Origin of the sequence: Falsiroseomonas sp. HW251, assembly GCF_050563545.1 — a bacterium.
Taxonomy (GTDB): domain Bacteria; phylum Pseudomonadota; class Alphaproteobacteria; order Acetobacterales; family Acetobacteraceae; genus Falsiroseomonas.
The window spans coordinates 106,925-123,188 of record NZ_JBNXUM010000020.1 but is presented as its reverse complement, the minus strand read 5'-3'; the positions used below and the strand labels follow the sequence as shown (position 1 = coordinate 123,188).

Sequence of the window (16,264 nt, the reverse complement as noted above, 5' to 3'; positions counted from 1 at the left end):
GACATAAGCGATCGCAAGAAGCCGGTCGTTGCCGAGTTTCCTACAGGCCTTCCCGCATCATGAGCTACGGCGCTTCGGGGCGGAGCACTGCGGAGCAGGCCCACGCTTGAATGCTATTCAGGGTTGAATTCACTGAGCCTAACTGCCACCCTCTTCCGCGATGGAAGAGGGCGCTCGTCGCGCCACCACCGGGCAACCATACGAGTATTGCATGTTTTCAATTTCGATCTTCAACAATAAGGGCGGAGTGGGCAAGACGACGCTCACATTTCATTTCGCCCACGCCTTAGCGGACCTTGGAAAGAAGGTACTTGTTGTCGACCTAGATCCACAGTGCAATCTAACAATCCTGGCGATGTCAGATAGAAGCATTTTCGGTATTTGGGACGCGGAAGATGCGTTTATGCCTGATTTTGGAGCTTTCGAAGATTTAGATTTGGAAGATAGAGACAAACTCCTCTCTAAACCGAGATCAACGCACTTTTTGCTTAAATCTGCCGAAGATGGACTCACAGATTTTGAGGAGACACCGCAGCCAGTGAGAATTGGAAGCAGCATCTGGCTGCTACCAGGGAGACTGACGCTCCATTCCTATGAGGACAAAATCGGCGAACGCTGGTCAAATTGCTATAAGGGCGACCCTCTCGCTATCAGGACAATCACTCAGATAAGAACAATTGCCGCCCGATACGCTGAAGAATATGACTTTGATTTTGTGATATTTGATACGTCACCAAGCCTCGGCATGCTGAATAGAGTTATTCTTTCCATGACGGATGGGTTCATTATTCCATGTCTACCAGATAAATTCTCTCTTTACGGAATCAAAAATATCGGCAATGCATTAGCTCGCTGGAAGTCTGAGTTCGAGACAATCCTGAGCTTACAAGCATCTACTCGCAGACGGCTTTTTCCGCGGCACTTCGTACGTTTTCTGGGATACACGATCTACAATGCGCGACCATACAGGCAGAACCCACCTATAAACAGATGGAATCTTGCAAGCGGTCACTTTCATTTTGCACAGCAGATACCAGAAACTATCCGTGGCGCAATTCCTGAAGAGATACGCGCACATTTAACGGACGACGACATCAACGAGCCGATTGGCGGCACAGCCGTTATGCATACACACAACACATTGCCAAATATCGCCCAAAAATATCATCAGCCCATTTGGAAGCTTCCGAGCCTAAGCGGCCTCTCGAAAGCTGATGAGAACACGATCAGAATAAATCGCGACGCCTATACTCGAACAAGGCAACAGTACGCCTCGTTTGCCGAGGATGTAATCGACCGGATTGAACGCATATGAGCCAAGGTGATGATCTTACGGAATCATTGCTTAGCACGTATCGCCGGAATCGCATGGCTTTCGCCGGCTTCATGCAAAACGTGGTTTCTTTTTTCCAGCCCAACAACGAGCTCTTGATGGATGCGGGCGCTCGATTCGTTGTTCACTCAGTCAAATTTCGCGAGAAAGACACTGACCACCTTAGAGAGAAAATTGCGCGAAAACTTAACGAAGGAAGAACAATAACCCCCGATAATATTTTTTCTTCTATTACTGACTTTTGCGGCGTGCGCGTCCTCCACCTGAAGCTGCGCGATTTTCCGATAATTCACAACGCGATACAGAACCATCTGAAGGACCAACACTGGGCCCTTTTCGAAGACCCGAAAGCATACACTTGGGACCCCGAATACAAAGCGTTTTTTGAGAAAGCTGGAATTAAAACGGAGCTGAAGGAAAGTTTTTATACGAGCGTTCATTACGTGGTGAAGCCGAACCCTGAAGCATCAGTTACCTGTGAAATTCAGGTTCGCAGTCTTTTCGAGGAAGTTTGGGGAGAGATTGAACACGATCTAAACTATCCTAAGCCAAGCGAGAATCTGGCTTGCCGCGAGCAACTCAAGGTACTGGCTAAGATTGTGGGCGCTGGATCGAGACTTATCGAAGCAATCTACACATCGCTGGAAGCCGACGGCGTTTCGGTGCGGGCGCCGCAAACCGCGGTGGTGCCGCAGCCACCGCCCAAAGAAGCTCCTGCAACCAAGTCGCGGAAGAGGAGAAGGGGCTTCCCCAGTGAGCGTGAGCCACCTAAAGCAGCGGCGCGCCCTCAGCGATCCCCTTAACCGACTAGGACACCCGCCCCCATGGCGAAGATGCAGGCCAACCAGATGCGTGCCGGCATGGTCATCGAGTTCGAAGGCCAGCGCTACACCATCCTCAAGCAGAACATCATGATCCCCGGCAAGGGCGCGGCCGTCATCCAGGTCGAGATGCGCAACGTCCGCTCCGGCGCCAAGAAGGACCAGCGCTGGCGCACGGCGGATACCGTGGAACGCCTGACCACCGAGGACAAGGAATTCACCTTCTCCTACACCGACGGCGACATGCTCGTCCTCATGGACCCCGCGACCTACGAGCAGACCCAGGTCCACAAGGACATCCTCGGCGACCGCCTGCCCTTCCTGGTCGAGAACATGACCGTCAACGTCCGCCTCATCGAAGGCGAGCCCGTCTCCATGGACATCCCGGAGACGGTGGTGCTCGAGGTGACGGAGGCCGATCCCGTGGTGAAGGGGCAGACGGCGAGCTCCTCCTACAAGCCGGCGACGCTGTCGAACGGGGTCAAGACGATGGTGCCGCCCTTCATCACCGCGGGGGAGAAGATCGTGGTGAAGACCGAGGACGGGTCGTATTACGAGCGGGCGAAGGGGTGAGGCCGTAGGGCCAGCGCCCGGCGCCGCACCCCCACCCAGCCTCCGCGTCGCCGGCTGAAGCCGGCTGCTCCGGCGCCGACGCAGTGCGTCGGCCCCCCGCAAGCGGGAGAGGGAGCTGTTGCGCAGGGGGGAGGGTTGCGGCTCCACTGCATTGTCTTTGAAGGCCGGAGGCGCCATGCCTTCGGCCTTTGCTCTTTCAACGCCCCCGAGGTTCCCGATCCGATGGCCGTCTCGCCGCGCATCTCCGCTTCCATGAACGTGCTGCACCAGGCCGTGCAGAAGGCCGGACGCCGCCTGCTGCGCGACTTCGGCGAGGTCGAGAACCTCCAGGTCTCCTCCAAGGGGCCGGGCGACTTCGTGTCCCAGGCGGACCTCCGCGCGGAACAGACGCTGAAGGAGGAACTGGCCAAGGCGAGGCCGGGCTGGGCCTTCCTCGGCGAGGAAGGCGGCCACGCAGAGGCTGCGAGCCGGGCCGAGGGGGAGTGGGAATACCGCTGGGTCGTGGATCCGCTCGACGGCACCACCAACTTCCTCCACGGCATCCCGCAATGGGCGGTCTCGGTCGGGGTCGAGAAGCGGACCGAGGACGGCCGGACCGAGCTCGTCGCGGGCTGCATCTACAACCCCGCGATGAACGAGCTGTTCTGGGCGGAAAAGGGCGCCGGCGCGTTCCTCAACGACAAGCGCATCCGCGTCTCGGGGCGGCGGGAGATGGTGAATGCGCTGTTCTCGACGGGCATTCCCTTCGCGAAGACGCAGCGCAAGGTGGAGTTCTCGCTGACGCTGGCGAAGCTGATGCCGCTGGTCTCGGGCGTGCGGCGCTTCGGCTCGGCGGCGCTCGACCTGGCCTGGGTGGCGGCAGGTCGGTACGAGGGGTTCTGGGAACTCGGGCTGAACAAGTGGGACGTGGCCGCCGGCATCGTGCTGGTGCGGGAGGCCGGCGGGATGGTGACGGACCACCTCGGCGGGGACGGGTTCTACGACAGCGGCTGGATCGTGGCGGGCAACCCGACGCTGCAGCCGAAGCTGCGGGAGGTCGTGGCCGAGGGCATCGCGGCGGCTGAGGCGGCGCGGGGCAAGGGCGGGGAGTGAGGGAGGGGCGAAAGCCCCCTCCCGGCCTCCCCCGCAACAGCGGGGGAGGAGAAGTGCCGGGGAGGGTCGGGCGGGGGCCGCTGCACGCCCCCTGTCCCTTCCTCGCCACATGCCTGCGCATAACGCCACCGCGCATGGCGCCGACTCGTCCGGGACACTAGGTTGCCGCGTCATGGAACGTCGCCGCGTCATCGTTGCGCTTGCCCTCGCCGCGCCCTCGGCCGCGCCGGTCGCGCTCGCGCCCTCCGCCGCGACGGCGCAGAGCCGCGGCGCGCCGCCGCCGCCACTCGCGCTGCCAGCCGGCATGTCCCCCCTGCCCCGCGGCGCCTACCGCCTGCAGTTCCGCCCCAACGAGGCGACGATCCCCGCCGGCGTCGCGCCGACGCTGGCCGAGCTCGGCCGGCGGCTCGCGGCGATCCCCGCGGGGACCGGGCGCGTGACGGTGGAAGCGCAGGTCAGCGGGCCGGCCAACGATGCCTCCGCCGCCAGGCGCGTGGCCCTGGCGCGCGCGACGGAGGTGCGCAAGGCCCTCGTCGCGGGCGGGATCGAGGAGACGCGGGTGGATGTCCGGGCGCTCGGGCGCACCACGGCGGCGATCGACGTCGCTGACATCCTGCCGCCCGGGGTGCAGACCGCGCAGAGGCCCGCCCGATGACGAGCCCGACGCTCTTCCTCTGGCGCATGCTGGCCTTCCTCGCGGTGGTCGGCGTGATCGCCGGGCTGCTGAGCGCCGAGATCGCGCGGGCCTTCGCGGCCAACCCGATGCTGAACGGCGTGATCCTGGGCGTGCTGCTTCTCGGCATCGGCTGGACCATCCGCCAGGTGCTGGCCCTGACGCGCGAGGTCGAGTGGATCGAGGCCTTTCGGAACCCGGTGGCGGGCGCGCCGACGCAGCCCGCGCCGAAGCTGCTCGCGCCGATGGCGTCCATGCTGGCGAGCCGGAAGTCGGAACGGCTGAGCCTGTCCGCGATGGCGATGCGGAGCGTGCTGGACGGGATCTCGTCACGGCTGGACGAGACTCGTGAAATCTCGCGCTATGCGACGGGGCTGCTGATCTTTCTCGGGCTGCTCGGCACCTTCTGGGGGCTGCTGCTGACGATCGGCAGCGTGGCGCAGGTCATCAACGACATGTCGGTCGGCACGGGCGACATCAACGCGCTCTTCAACCAGCTGAAGTCGGGCCTGGCGGAGCCGCTGCGCGGCATGTCCATCGCCTTCTCGTCCTCCATGCTGGGGCTGGCCGGCGCGCTGGTGCTGGGGTTCCTCGACCTGCAGGCGGGCCAGGCGCAGAACCGCTTCTACACCGAGCTCGAGGACTGGCTGGCGGCGGCGACGCGGCTGTCGTCGGGGGCGCTGGGCGGCGACGGCGAGGGCTCGATGCCCGTCTATGTCCAGGCGCTGCTGGAGCAGTCCGCCGAGAACATGGAGGAGCTGCAGCGCACCCTCGCGCGCGGCGAGGAAGGCAGGGCGTCGGGGAACCAGGCGCTGATGACGCTGACGGAGCGGCTGAGCGTGCTGGCCGACCAGATGCGCGCGAGCCAGGTGCTGATGGGCCGCATGGCGGAGGCGCAGGCGCAGATCGGGCCGGTGCTGCAGCGCCTGGCGGAATCCGGCAGCCAGGGCGCGCTGGACGACGCGAGCCGCGCGCATATCCGCAACCTCGAGCTCTACCTCGCGCGCATCCTGGAGGAGATGACCCAGGGCCGCATGCAGGCGACGGCGGAGATCCGGAGCGAGATCAAGGTGCTGAGCCGCACCATCGCCGCGCTGGCGGAAGAGCCGCCGCGGTGAGCCCCTAGATGCCGCTCGGGCGAAACAGGCGATCGCATGGCGGGATCGAGGCCTGGCCGGGCTATGTGGACGCGCTGTCCACGCTGCTCATGGTCCTCATCTTCGTCCTCCTGGTCTTCGTGCTGGCGCAGGGGTTCCTCTCCGTCGCGCTGTCCTCGCGCGACCGCGCGCTGGACCGGCTGAACCGCCAGGTCGCGGAGCTCGGCGAGCTGCTGGCGCTGGAGCGCGGCCAGGCGGAGGAGCTCAGGGGCTCGCTCGGCCGGACGAGCGAGGAGCTGCGCGCCGCGACCACCGCCCGCGACACGGCGCAGCGCGCGCTGGCGGGCCTGCGGGACGAACGCGACCGGCTGGCGGCGGACCGCGACACCACGCGCGGGGAGCGCGACCGCCTCGCGGCGCGCATCGCGGACCTCGAAGCCGCGTCCCGCGGCGGCGCCTCGCGCGTCGCGGAGCTCGAGCAGCGCCTGGCGGAGGCGCTGGCGCGCACGGAAGCCGTCGGCGGCCAGGCCGCGCGCACGACGGCGAACCTGACCGACGCGCAGCGCCAGCTCGCCGCGCAGGCAGCGGCGCTGGAGGCGACGCGGCGCGACCTCGACAACGAACGCACGCAGCGCGAGGCGCGGGAGGCGGAGGCGCAGACGCTGGCGCGCGACCTGAATGCCGCGCGGCAGACGCTGGAAGCCGCGCGGCGCGACATCGCCTCGCTGCGCGCGGAAGCGGTCAGGCTCGACCGCACCGTGCAGGCCGACCGCGCGACGATCGAGGCGCGGCTCTCCGACATCGTGCGCCTCAACGACCAGGTCCGCGCGCTGGAGGCGCTGCGCGACCAGCTCGAGCGCCAGGCCCAGCAGGCGATCGCGCGCGCCGGGACCGAGGAGCAGCAGCGGGTGGCGGCGCAAGCCGCGCGCGCCGAGGCCGACCGTGCCCGCGCCGCCGCCGAGGCGCTGGTCGCCCAGGCCCAGGCCCGCGCGACCGAGTCCGATCGCGCGCGCGCGGCGGCGGAAGCGCAGTCCGGCGAGTTCGGGCGGCTGTCGGAAAGCGCGCGCGCCCAGGTCGCGCTGCTGACGCGCCAGCTCGAATCCGTCCGCGCCGAGATCGCGCGGCTGAACGCCGCGCTCGACAGCTCGGAATCCCAGGGGCGGGAGCGCGAGGCGCAGATCGCCCTGCTCGGCCAGCGGCTGAACGCGGCGCTCGCCGCTCGCGTCGAGGAACTGCAGTCCTATCGCTCGGATTTCTTCGGCCGGCTGCGTCGCGTGCTCGGCGACCGCGCCGATGTGCGCATCGTCGGCGACCGCTTCGTCTTCCAGTCCGAGGTGCTGTTTCCCGTGGGCAGCGCCGATCTCTCGCCCGCCGGCGCGCAGCAGATCCGCGAGATCGGGCGCGTGCTGATCGAGCTGTCCTCGCAATTCCCCGCCGACCTGAACTGGGTGCTGCGGGTGGACGGTCACGCCGACCGCACGCCGATCCGCGGCCGCTTCGCCAGCAACTGGGAATTGTCGGCCGCGCGCGCCATCTCCGTCGCGCAGCTGCTGATCGCGGAGGGACTGCCGCCCAACCGCGTCGCCGCGGCCGCCTTCGGCGACACCCAGCCGCTCGATGACCGCGACACGCCGGACGCCTATGCAAGGAACCGGCGGATCGAGCTGCGTTTGACGGACCGCTAGCGCCCGTTGGACAACAGGCGCGCCACTTGCCGGACGCCCGCCATGACCGCCAGCCTGCACGTCGTCGATCACGCCCTGCTCGCCCATCGGATGGCGGAGCTGCGCGACGCCGCGACGCCGTCGCCCCGCTTCCGCCGCCTGCTGGCGGAGATCGGCGCAATGCTGACGGTCGAGGCGACGCGGGACCTGCCCAGCGTCATCGCCAAGGTCACGACGCCGCTGACCACGATGGAACACCGCAAGCTCGCCGGGCCCGAGCCCGTGCTGGTGGCCGTGCTGCGCGCCGGGCTCGGCCTGATGGAGGGCGGGATGCAGATCCTGCCGGAGGCGCCGGTCGGGCATGTCGGCCTCGCGCGCGACGAGCACACGCTGAAGCCGAGCCAGTATCTCTTGCGCATGCCGCCCGAGGTCACGACGCGCGGCGCGATCCTGTTCGACCCGATGCTGGCCACGGGCGGCAGCGCGATCGCCGCGGTCAACCGGGTGAAGGAAGCCGGCGCGCCGGCGATCCGCTTCGTCTGCGTCGTCGCCGCGCCCGAAGGAGTGGCGAAGCTGCGGGAGGCGCATCCCGACGTGCCGATCTACACCGCCGCCCTTGACGTGAAGCTGAACGAGCGCGGCTTCATCGTGCCCGGCCTGGGCGATGCCGGCGACCGCTGCTTCGGGACGGAGGGTTAGGCGCGCATCACCCGCTGCGGCGAGGCAGCGCAACAAGGGCGTCGCCGGTCGCATGATGCATTGTGCGCATCAATTGCCGTGCTGCGCACTCAGGACGATCGCGGATCTGCAGGCGGCCCGCTGGATCAGCGCGTCGCCGGACGGCGGGGCTATCGCACCACCGCCCATAGCGCAGACTCGTCCTCGAGCCGCGCGTATTCCCGGCCGCGGAAATCCGTCCAGGAGACGACGCCGAGCGCCTGGTCCGCTTCCACCACCGGCACGTGCCGGAAGCCGCCATCCTGCATCATCCGCAGCGCATCCATCGCCGTGGCGCGCGGGCGGATGGTCGCGACCTTCGTCGTCATCACCTCCGCCAGCGTCGTCGCATCCGCGTCCCTGGATGTCGCGAGGACGCGGCAGACCGCATCGCGCTCGGTGAAGATGCCGAGCAGGCGCCCCGCCTCGTCCGTCACCAGCACGGAGCCGACATAGCGCTCGGCCATGCGTTGCGACGCCTCGCGCACCGTGGCGCCGGGCGGGGCCGTCAGCGGGACCTGCCCGCGTATCATCTCGGAAACCGGTCGGCTCAGCATCGTCAGCCTCCCCCGGCGCCTTTTCGGACGGGCCCCGCGGGAAGCTTCGAGCGGTCGCATGGCCCGCCGTCCGGCGCACCGGGCCCGGATCATAGGTCGAGGCGCCTGCGGGAGCGAGCATTACCTTCCGCCGCGGCGGCGGCCGTCCGGCGGTTCGGCATCGCAGCGAGCGGTTGCGCCCCGACCGGCGTCCGGGCTGCAATGGCGGCGACCAGGGCGGAGGAGCGCGATGACGGGCGTGGCCGAACGGCGCGAGGCGTTTCGCGCGATGCACGAGGCCGGCTGCTTCCTGCTGCCGAACCCGTGGGACGTGGGCACGGCGAAGTACCTCGCCTCGCAGGGCTTCGCGGCGTTGGCGACGACCAGCAGCGGCGCGGCCTGGTCGCGTGGCCTGGCGGATGGCGCGATGGATCTCGATGCGGTGCTGGCGCATCTCAGCGAGATCGTCGGCGCCACCGACCTGCCGGTGAACGCCGACTTCGGCCATGGCTACGGGAGCGACGCCGAGGGCGTGATGGCCGCCGTCGCGCGTTGCTGCGACACCGGCGTCGCAGCGCTCTCGGTCGAGGACGCGACAGGCGATCCCGCGCGGCCTCTCTTCACGCTGGAAGACGCGGTCGCGCGCATCAGGGCCGCGCGCGCGGCCTGCGACGCCGCGCCGGGCCGCGCCATGCTGGTCGGCCGCGCAGAATGCTTCCTCGTCGGCCATCCCGACCCGCTCGCGGAATCGCTCCGGCGCATCGCCGCCTATGCCGAGGCGGGCGCCGAGGTGCTCTACGTCCCCGGCATCGCCACACCCGAGCAGATCGAGGCCGTGGTGCGCACGGCCTCGCCGCTGCCGGTGAACCTGCTGGTCAGCCGACCCGTCGGGCTGACGATGGAGGCGATCGCCGCGCTCGGCATCCGCCGCGTCAGCGTCGGCGGTGCGCTGGCGGGCGTCGCATGGGGCGCGGTGGGGCGCGCGGTCGCGGCGATGAAGGCGGGCCGCTTCGACGAGCTCGGCACCCGGATGCCCGGGGGCGAGCTCGACCGGCTCTTCGCGGGCTGAAGCCGAGCTTGCGCCGGCACCCGCGACCGGCGCGACGGTCCTGATCCTCGCAGCCCTTCGCCGGCGCTGCCGGAACGTGTAGGTTGCGCCGGTCGGGTGGGCTGGCGAAGTGGGAACGCTGCGGTCTGCAAAACCGCCATGAGCGGGTTCGATTCCCGCGCCTACCTCTCGCCTGCAGCGCCCGTCGTGCGAGCGTCTCACGGCCAGACGGGCGCGACCTCCAGCCCCGCGGTCTCGGGCAGGCCGCAGATCAGGTTCGCATTCTGCACGGCCTGGCCGGCCGCTCCCTTGCCGAGATTGTCCACCACGCCCATCGCGATCACCAGGTTGCGCCCGGGATCGGCGGCATAGCTGACGAAGGCGAGGTTCGAGCCGGCAGCCCATTTCGTCTGCGGCGGCCTGTCGCTCACGCGCACGAAGGCCCGCCCGGCGTAGAAGCGCCGGGCCGCGTCCAGGCACTGCTCCGTGGTGGCGCGGCCGCGGCAGTAGATGGTGGCGAGAATACCGCGGGTCATCGGCACGAGGTGCGGCGTGAAGACCAGCCCGGCCGCGCTGCCGCCGCTAAGCCGCTCGATCGTCCTGGCCATCTCTGGCATGTGGACGTGGTCGAGCAGGCCGTAGGGCACCAGGTTCTCGTTGCTCTCGGCGAAGCCGAACCGGCTGTCGGCGCCGCCGCGGCCGGCACCGGAGATGCCGGTCTTGGCGTCGATGACGATGTTGCCGGGCTCGATCAGCCTGTCGGAAAGCAGCGGCGCCAGCGCGGTCAGCGCCGCGGCCGGGAAGCAGCCGGGATTGGCGACGCGGTCGCGGCCCGCGATCCGGTCCGGCCAGACATCGGCCAGGCCGTAGACCCAGCCCTCGGCGTCGCGGTGGTCGCCGCCGATATCCACGATCTTCACGTCCTTCGGGACGCGCGCCAGCGCCTCGGCCGAGGCGCCGGTGGGCAGCGACGCGAACAGCAGGTCGAGCTTCGGCAGGGCCGCGGGATCCCACTTCTCGATCACCAGCCCGGCCAGCCTGGCCGGCACGCCGGGGAAGCGGTCCACCAACGGGCTGCCGGCGCTGCCCTCGCCCGCGGCGTAGACCAGGTCGAAGGCCGGGTGGCTCGCGACCAGGCGCATCGCCTCGCCGCCGCCGAAGCCGCTGATCCCGACGATGCCGACGCGGATGCTCATGGTGGTGTCCTGCTGCTGGGGTGGGGTGGCGTGAAGGGCAAAATAAAACCCCCGGAGCCGAGGGCTGCGGGGGTCGGGAAGCGCGGGCCGGAGGCCGTCTCGTGCGGATCGCCCTAGGGAAGGACCGTCGCCCGGGAGAAAGCCTGCCTGCACGCGGCCGCCTGCGCCGCCGCGGGATCGCAGCGACGACGTCGGTCGGCGGTGTTCGGGCGAGGGCCGGACATCGGCGAAGCTCAGCCTGTGAAAGCAGGGATGTCAACACGGAAGCATGGGCGCCACCCGGGGCCCCGACGCGCCGCGCATCGTGAAGACGAACCGGAACACCGGAAGTCGCGCGCCGAAACAAGGCCGTCGTCGGCGAGCTTGTCGGCCGGTCTTCGCCGGTGCCGACGGATCGTCCACCCTCCCACGATCCCGGTCGGTTACACTCTGCCCCGCCGCCCGGGCCGGGCGACGCCCGCAAGGGCGGCAGGCAGCAGCCAACAAGGCAAGGGAGCGATCGCCATGCTGTTCTGCATCACGGCCAACTATACGCCGCAGGCCATCAACGGCCTGATGGACAATCCCGAGACCAGCCGCCTCTCGGCGGTGCAGCACCTGCTCGAAGCCGCCGGCGGCCGCGTCGTCAGCCTCTACAGCACCGCCGCCGAGGGTCCGGGCGCGCTGCTGATCTTCGACGTGCCGGATCCGAGCCTGGCGCCCGCGATCGGCGGCGTGATCGCGGGCTCGGGGTCGGTGCAGAACCTGAAGCTGATGCGGCTGATGACACCGGAGGAGGTGGTCGGCATCCGCAAGAAGGCGGCGCAGCTGCGCGCGGCCTACAAGCCCGCGGGCAAGTAGCCCACCGGGCGGGGCAGCCGCGGGCGGTGCCCGCGGCGCTTCGCCCCGCCCGCGGACCGGCGCGCGCAGCCCAGGGCCGCCCCTATGCCAGCCCGAACAGCGGGATCGGCCGCTCCGTCGCGCGAAGGCTCGGCCGCGCCGCGGCGCGGTCGAACCAGGCCGACAGCCGCGGCCGCGCCGCGAGCAGCCCCCTTCCCTCCGCCGTCATCGCGAGGTTCTGGACCATCGGCAGGGCAAGCAGGTCGGCGAGCGAGAGATGCTCCCCCACCGCCCAGGGACCGTCCCAATGCGCCTCGAGCGCATCGAGCACGGGGGCGGTGCGCGCCGCCGCGGCATGCACCGCCGCCTCGTCGGGCGTCCCGCCATTGGCGCGGACATAGGCGTCCTGGAAGAACACGCCCATCACCGCCGCGGGATAGAGGTAGGAGGAGACGCCGAGCAGCAGCATGCGCATCCGCGCGCGGGCCGCGGCCTCCCCCGGAACGAGGGAGGGGCCGGGGAAGGCCTCCTCGACATAGTGTAGGATGGCGATGGATTCCGAGAGGGCGAGGTCGCCGTGCCGCAGCACCGGCACCTTGCCGAAGGGGCTGATCGCGCGGAAGCCGGCATCGGCCAGGTCGGCGGGCGTCATGTCGCGGTGCTCATGCGGCACGGCCTTCTCGTTCAGCGCGGCGCGGACGGCGCGGACATAGGGGCTGAAGCCCCAGCCATGGACAATGAGGGTCATCGGGTCGGGTCCTGTCGGGATGGATCGGGAAGCCGGCCCGGCGCGCGCGCCGGGCCGGCGGCGTGGTCAGCGGCTGACCGGCCGCGCCGCCACGTCGACGAAGGGCTGCGGCAGGCCCTGCACGCCGAGCTGGATCAGCGCACGCGGCCAGTCGAACTGGTCCCAGTGCTCGTAAAGCATGCCGTCGCGCACCGCCCAGACGTCGATGACGTCGAACTCCACGCGCTGCCCGCGCGCGGGAATGCCGAGGAAGGGCGCGCCGGTCAGGGTGCCCGTCCAGGTCCAGCGCGTGACGACGCGGTCGGCCGTGGCGAAGACGTCGTGGAGGATGAAGCGGCTGTCCGGCATGGACTGGTAGATGACCGGGATGAAGTCGATCAGCCCCTGCCTGCCCTGCGGCACAAGCGGATTGTGCTGGATGTAGCCGGTGGCGACGATGCGGTTGAGGATGCGCACGCGCTCCTCCTGCGAGCGCTCGTTCAGCAGCACCTCGGAGAAGGTGCGGCCCAGCCAGGTGTTGTAGGCGACGGTGCCGGGCGCATACGGCGGCTCGGTCATGCGTGCGGCCGGCGCGGCGGGCGCGGCGGGCCGGGGCTGCTGCGCGGCGGCCGGCGCGGCGGCCAGCAGCGCGAGGGCGATCAGGATCGTGCGACGCATTCGGGTCTCTCCGGGCGACGGCGCGGCGGGATGCCGGGCCGGTCGCGCCGGTATTATGGACCGATCGATCCATAATCAAGCAGAGTCTTGACCGATCGGTCCAGAAAGCGCATCTGACGTCCATGAGCGGCAGGCCCAGGGAATTCGATCGCGGGAAGGCGCTGGAGGACGCGATGCGCGCCTTCTGGGCCGGCGGCTACGAGCGCACCGGCCTGCCCGAGCTGCAGGCCGCGATGGGGATCGGCCGCCAGAGCCTCTACAATACCTTCGGCGACAAGCGCTCGCTCTTCCTCGAGGCGCTCGACCACTACGGCACGACGCAGTTCCGCTGGCTGCACGAGAGGCTGGCCGCGCCGGGATCGGGCCTGGCGAATGTCCGCTCCGTCCTCGGGACCTGGGTGGATGCGGTGACGGCGCCGGATTTCCGGGGCTGCCTGGTCTGCAACTCGACCGTCGAGTTCGGCCGCGACGCGGCGGTCACCGCGATCACGGAGCGCCACAACGCCGCGATCGAGGCGTCCTTCCGGGCGGCGCTGGAGCGGGCCGTCGGGGATGGCGAGCTCCGCCCCGGGACGGATGCCGCTGCGCTGGCCCAGTTCCTCGCCAATCTCGGGCAGGGCCTGGCGCTGCAGGGCCGGGGCGGGCTCGGGCGCGGGAAGGCGGCCGCGATCGTCGGGGTGGCGGAAGGGCTGCTGGACGCGGCGGCGGCGTGAGCGGCCGAGTTTAAAGCAGCTTGGCCTCGAACGGTGGCTTCAGGTCCGGGGCCTCGAACTCCAGCACCCAGAGGTCGGGATCGCGCTTGACCTGGCGCTCGACATAGGCGTCGGCCGCGGCGTCATCCACGGGGCGCTCGCCGGCGGCACGCAGCCAGGCGGGCCGGCCCTCGGCGTCACGCACCTGGGAGAGGACGAGGATCCCCTCCCGCCCGCGCAGCAGGCAGAGGATGCCGCCGGCATCCGGGTCGCCCTTGCGGATGACCACCGCCGGGCGGCCGCTGATGTCGGACAGGCGCATCGCCATCTGCACCCAGATGCCGGCCTTGACGCGGGGTTCCATGTGCGGAACTTCGTCGCCGCGGCGAGGGGATGCAAGGGCGGGGTCTTGCCGGGCGCGCGCCGCCGCGCGACACCCCGCCCCGGACAGCTGCGCGCATCGAGGACCCCGCCATGGCCAAGCCGAGCGAACTCACCGAAGGCCAGCGCGCCTATGAGGCGCGGCGCGCCGCCAAGGCGGGCATGACGCTCGAGAAGTGGCTGGTGGAGAAGGAACGGCGCGCGAAGCAGGAGGCTGCGGAGGCCGCGAAGGAGGAAGCTGCGGCGAAGGCGGCGGCGCCGGAGAGGAAGGGCTGGTTCGGGCGCCTGCTGGACAAGGCGCACCAGCCGCTGAAGTAGACCCGCGGCCTATGCCATGATGCCGGCGGCGACCTTGGAGAAGTCGCCGCGGCGGAGCTCGTCGCGGCGGATGGTCAGCGCCAGGCTGCCCTCGTCGCCGAAGCCCCAGCCGAACAGCGTGCTGGTCGGCATCTCCAGCAGCAGCAGCCGGTCCTCCTCGCCGCGGCCGTTATAGGCCTTCGTCGAGGGCGGGCCGCCCATGCGGCCGATCTCGTAGCGCGCGTCGAAGGCCCAGCGCGCCAGCATGTGCGTGCGCAGCACGTCGGGCAGCGGCTCGCCGCGGGCATAGGCGCGGCCGAGCTGGAAGGCGCGCAGCTGTTGCCAGGCCATCAGCACGCTGCGCCAGGCCGCGTCCGAGGACGGGCGCAGCGCCTCGATCCGGGGCTGCCAGACCGCCCAGGAGAAGGCGGTGCCGGCGGCCTCCGTCGCCGCGGCCTGCTCGGCCAGCGCGGCGAGGCGCGAATCCTCGGAATCCGCGCGCACCAGCTCGGTCCGCGCGACGGTGCTGGCCGCGTCGGCCTGGTTGCCGCCGCCGGCCTCGCGCGCCAGCAGTTGCGCGGTGCGCAGCCAGACCGTGACGAGCTTCGCGCCCTCCTCGCGGGTGGGCGGCATGCCCTGGCCGAAGACGGTGCCGAACCAGGTGTCGGTGGCGATGCCGCCCTGCACGCCGAGCTCGACCTGCAGCTCCGACAGCGCGGCATGGAGCTCGTGCAGGCGCTGCGCATAGCCGTCCCAGATCGCGGGCTGCTGCGCGCGGAAGCGCCGGAAGCCCTCGCGGTTGGGCTGGCCGGCGACGGTGCCCTGCGGCAGGCGGGCGTCGCCGCGGATCTCGCGCCAGAGGTCGAAGCAGGGATCGCGCAGGGCCGCGAGCTTGCGGAAGGCGTCGCGGTCGGTGCGGTCCTCGCGCTCGGCGCAGCGCATCAGCCCTTCGGCGTAGTTGGCGACGCGGGAGGCGAGGCTGGCCAGCGGCTCGTTGCCGTCCAGCGCGCGCCGATGAAGGCGCTTGCGCCAGGTCGCGGCGAGGACGGAGAAGGGCCGCCAGGTCTCCTCGTTCCAGGGCAGGTCGGGATCGAGGTCGGCGAAGCGGCGCGCGGCCTCGTCAGCCTCGGCCAGGATCACCTCGGGGCCGGCGAGGTCATCGGCCTCCTTCCGCGGGGCGGCGCGGCCGAGCACGCCGACGGCCTGGTCGCGGCGGTGCTGGGCCTGGTTGCGCAGCACCGCGATGAGCAGCTTCAGCGTCGCCCAGTCATGCGGCTGGTAGAGCGCCCGGCCGATGTCGGGCATGACCTGGCCGTAGAAGGGCAGGTGGTCGGGATCCTCGAAGCGGGCGCGGCGCGGGCGATGGAGGTCGGGCGCGTCGGCGGGCTGGACGATGACCTCGACCGGCCAGTCCGGGGGATCGAGGACGAAGCCCTCCGGCGCGTCGTTGAAAGGCAGGCGCGTCATGTGCTCCGCCCGCCAGAGCGGGGGGGAGATGCGCTCGGCGGCCAGCGTGCGGAGCTGGAGCACGGTGGCCGCGGGGCGCCCGTCGCGGGTGCCGATGAAGATGCCGATCCAGCCCGACCGCGGCCCGATCCCGCCCCAGAGGCCTGTGGGCAGCTCGCCGAGGTCGATCTGGGCGAGGAAGCGCATCGGCGCCCCGTCGCTCATCGGCCAGTTCACCGAGCCCGGCAGGCGGGGATAGCCGCCGAACCAGCTGCGGCGCTGGCGGCCGCGGGGCAGCGGGACGATCGGGCGCAGCCGGACCGACAGGCGGTCCTCGTGCACCTCCGTCTCGGGGTCGCGGTGGTGGAGCTGCTGGTGGTGCTGCGACAGGTCGCGCAGGCGCTCGAGCGCGACGTTGTCGGCCGCCCCCGCCCGCCTGCCGATCAGCCTGTCCAGCCAGCCCATGCCCGCCCC

At 69.9% G+C, this 16,264-nt stretch carries 18 protein-coding genes and 1 tRNA gene; 13 read left to right on the top strand and 6 right to left on the bottom strand.

Annotated elements, in window-relative coordinates:
• The first annotated feature begins 160 nt into the window (after positions 1-160).
• The 8 genes from ACLF3M_RS22785 (at position 161) to upp (ending at position 7,952) form a co-directional block, all read left to right on the top strand.
• Positions 161-1,315 carry a ParA family protein gene (locus ACLF3M_RS22785; RefSeq protein ID WP_430659283.1) on the top strand — a complete coding sequence of 385 codons (1,155 nt, stop codon included), beginning with the start codon at positions 161-163 and terminating at the stop codon, positions 1,313-1,315.
• A gap of 53 nt (positions 1,316-1,368) precedes the next feature.
• Positions 1,369-2,136, top strand: coding sequence for a hypothetical protein (locus ACLF3M_RS22780; protein ID WP_430659282.1), 768 nt, complete (start codon positions 1,369-1,371; stop codon positions 2,134-2,136).
• Between the two features lie 21 nt (positions 2,137-2,157).
• Positions 2,158-2,727, top strand: coding sequence for an elongation factor P (efp, locus tag ACLF3M_RS22775; protein WP_430659281.1), 570 nt, complete (start codon positions 2,158-2,160; stop codon positions 2,725-2,727).
• Positions 2,728-2,949: 222 nt separating this feature from the next.
• Positions 2,950-3,819, top strand: a complete 870-nt coding sequence (locus ACLF3M_RS22770; protein ID WP_430659280.1) for an inositol monophosphatase family protein — start codon at positions 2,950-2,952, stop codon at positions 3,817-3,819.
• A 172-nt stretch (positions 3,820-3,991) separates the two neighbouring features.
• Complete coding sequence (locus ACLF3M_RS22765; protein ID WP_430659279.1) at positions 3,992-4,474, top strand: hypothetical protein; 483 nt, start codon at positions 3,992-3,994, stop codon at positions 4,472-4,474.
• Entirely contained in the window at positions 4,471-5,610 is a 1,140-nt protein-coding gene (locus tag ACLF3M_RS22760) for a flagellar motor protein MotA (RefSeq protein WP_430659278.1), read from the top strand. The genes ACLF3M_RS22765 and ACLF3M_RS22760 overlap by 4 nt, the downstream gene beginning before the upstream one ends.
• Before the next feature lie 8 nt (positions 5,611-5,618).
• Positions 5,619-7,274, top strand: coding sequence for a peptidoglycan -binding protein (locus ACLF3M_RS22755; protein WP_430659277.1), 1,656 nt, complete (start codon positions 5,619-5,621; stop codon positions 7,272-7,274).
• Between the two features lie 42 nt (positions 7,275-7,316).
• Positions 7,317-7,952 (top strand): uracil phosphoribosyltransferase, encoded by a 636-nt coding sequence (gene upp / locus ACLF3M_RS22750; protein ID WP_430659276.1) that lies wholly within the window; start codon positions 7,317-7,319, stop codon positions 7,950-7,952.
• A gap of 149 nt (positions 7,953-8,101) precedes the next feature.
• Here the strand turns inward: upp and ACLF3M_RS22745 are convergent, their stop codons facing one another.
• A complete protein-coding gene (locus ACLF3M_RS22745) occupies positions 8,102-8,527 on the bottom strand; it encodes a CBS domain-containing protein (RefSeq protein ID WP_430659275.1) in 426 nt (141 codons plus the stop codon).
• Between the two features lie 229 nt (positions 8,528-8,756).
• Between ACLF3M_RS22745 and ACLF3M_RS22740 the strand changes: the two genes are divergently transcribed.
• Both ACLF3M_RS22740 and ACLF3M_RS22735 read left to right on the top strand, forming a co-directional pair.
• Entirely contained in the window at positions 8,757-9,575 is an 819-nt protein-coding gene (locus ACLF3M_RS22740; RefSeq protein ID WP_430659274.1) for an isocitrate lyase/PEP mutase family protein, read from the top strand.
• A 95-nt stretch (positions 9,576-9,670) separates the two neighbouring features.
• Positions 9,671-9,742: transfer RNA gene (locus ACLF3M_RS22735), tRNA-Cys, on the top strand.
• A gap of 30 nt (positions 9,743-9,772) precedes the next feature.
• Here ACLF3M_RS22735 and argC read toward each other — a convergent pair.
• Positions 9,773-10,750: an N-acetyl-gamma-glutamyl-phosphate reductase gene (argC, locus tag ACLF3M_RS22730; protein WP_430659273.1), complete on the bottom strand. Its 978-nt coding sequence runs from the start codon at positions 10,748-10,750 to the stop codon at positions 9,773-9,775.
• 504 nt (positions 10,751-11,254) lie between these two features.
• On the opposite strand from argC, the gene ACLF3M_RS22725 reads away from it, so the two are divergent.
• Positions 11,255-11,590 (top strand): GYD domain-containing protein, encoded by a 336-nt coding sequence (locus tag ACLF3M_RS22725; protein WP_430659272.1) that lies wholly within the window; start codon positions 11,255-11,257, stop codon positions 11,588-11,590.
• A gap of 82 nt (positions 11,591-11,672) precedes the next feature.
• On the opposite strand, the gene ACLF3M_RS22720 is transcribed toward ACLF3M_RS22725, so the two are convergent.
• Both ACLF3M_RS22720 and ACLF3M_RS22715 read right to left on the bottom strand, forming a co-directional pair.
• The gene (locus ACLF3M_RS22720) at positions 11,673-12,317 is read right to left on the bottom strand and encodes a glutathione S-transferase family protein (RefSeq protein ID WP_430659271.1); all 645 of its coding nucleotides are present in this window, start codon (positions 12,315-12,317) and stop codon (positions 11,673-11,675) included.
• 66 nt (positions 12,318-12,383) lie between these two features.
• On the bottom strand, positions 12,384-12,974 hold the full coding sequence (locus ACLF3M_RS22715) for an ester cyclase (protein ID WP_430659270.1): 591 nt from the start codon (positions 12,972-12,974) through the stop codon (positions 12,384-12,386).
• A 122-nt stretch (positions 12,975-13,096) separates the two neighbouring features.
• On the opposite strand from ACLF3M_RS22715, the gene ACLF3M_RS22710 reads away from it, so the two are divergent.
• Complete coding sequence (locus tag ACLF3M_RS22710) at positions 13,097-13,687, top strand: TetR/AcrR family transcriptional regulator (RefSeq protein ID WP_430659269.1); 591 nt, start codon at positions 13,097-13,099, stop codon at positions 13,685-13,687.
• A gap of 10 nt (positions 13,688-13,697) precedes the next feature.
• Here the strand turns inward: ACLF3M_RS22710 and ACLF3M_RS22705 are convergent, their stop codons facing one another.
• Complete coding sequence (locus ACLF3M_RS22705; protein ID WP_430659268.1) at positions 13,698-14,030, bottom strand: DUF1491 family protein; 333 nt, start codon at positions 14,028-14,030, stop codon at positions 13,698-13,700.
• Between the two features lie 110 nt (positions 14,031-14,140).
• On the opposite strand from ACLF3M_RS22705, the gene ACLF3M_RS22700 reads away from it, so the two are divergent.
• Positions 14,141-14,365, top strand: coding sequence for a hypothetical protein (locus ACLF3M_RS22700; protein WP_430659267.1), 225 nt, complete (start codon positions 14,141-14,143; stop codon positions 14,363-14,365).
• A 9-nt stretch (positions 14,366-14,374) separates the two neighbouring features.
• On the opposite strand, the gene ACLF3M_RS22695 is transcribed toward ACLF3M_RS22700, so the two are convergent.
• A complete protein-coding gene (locus tag ACLF3M_RS22695; RefSeq protein ID WP_430659266.1) occupies positions 14,375-16,255 on the bottom strand; it encodes a DUF1963 domain-containing protein in 1,881 nt (626 codons plus the stop codon).
• Between the last annotated feature and the right edge of the window lie 9 nt (positions 16,256-16,264).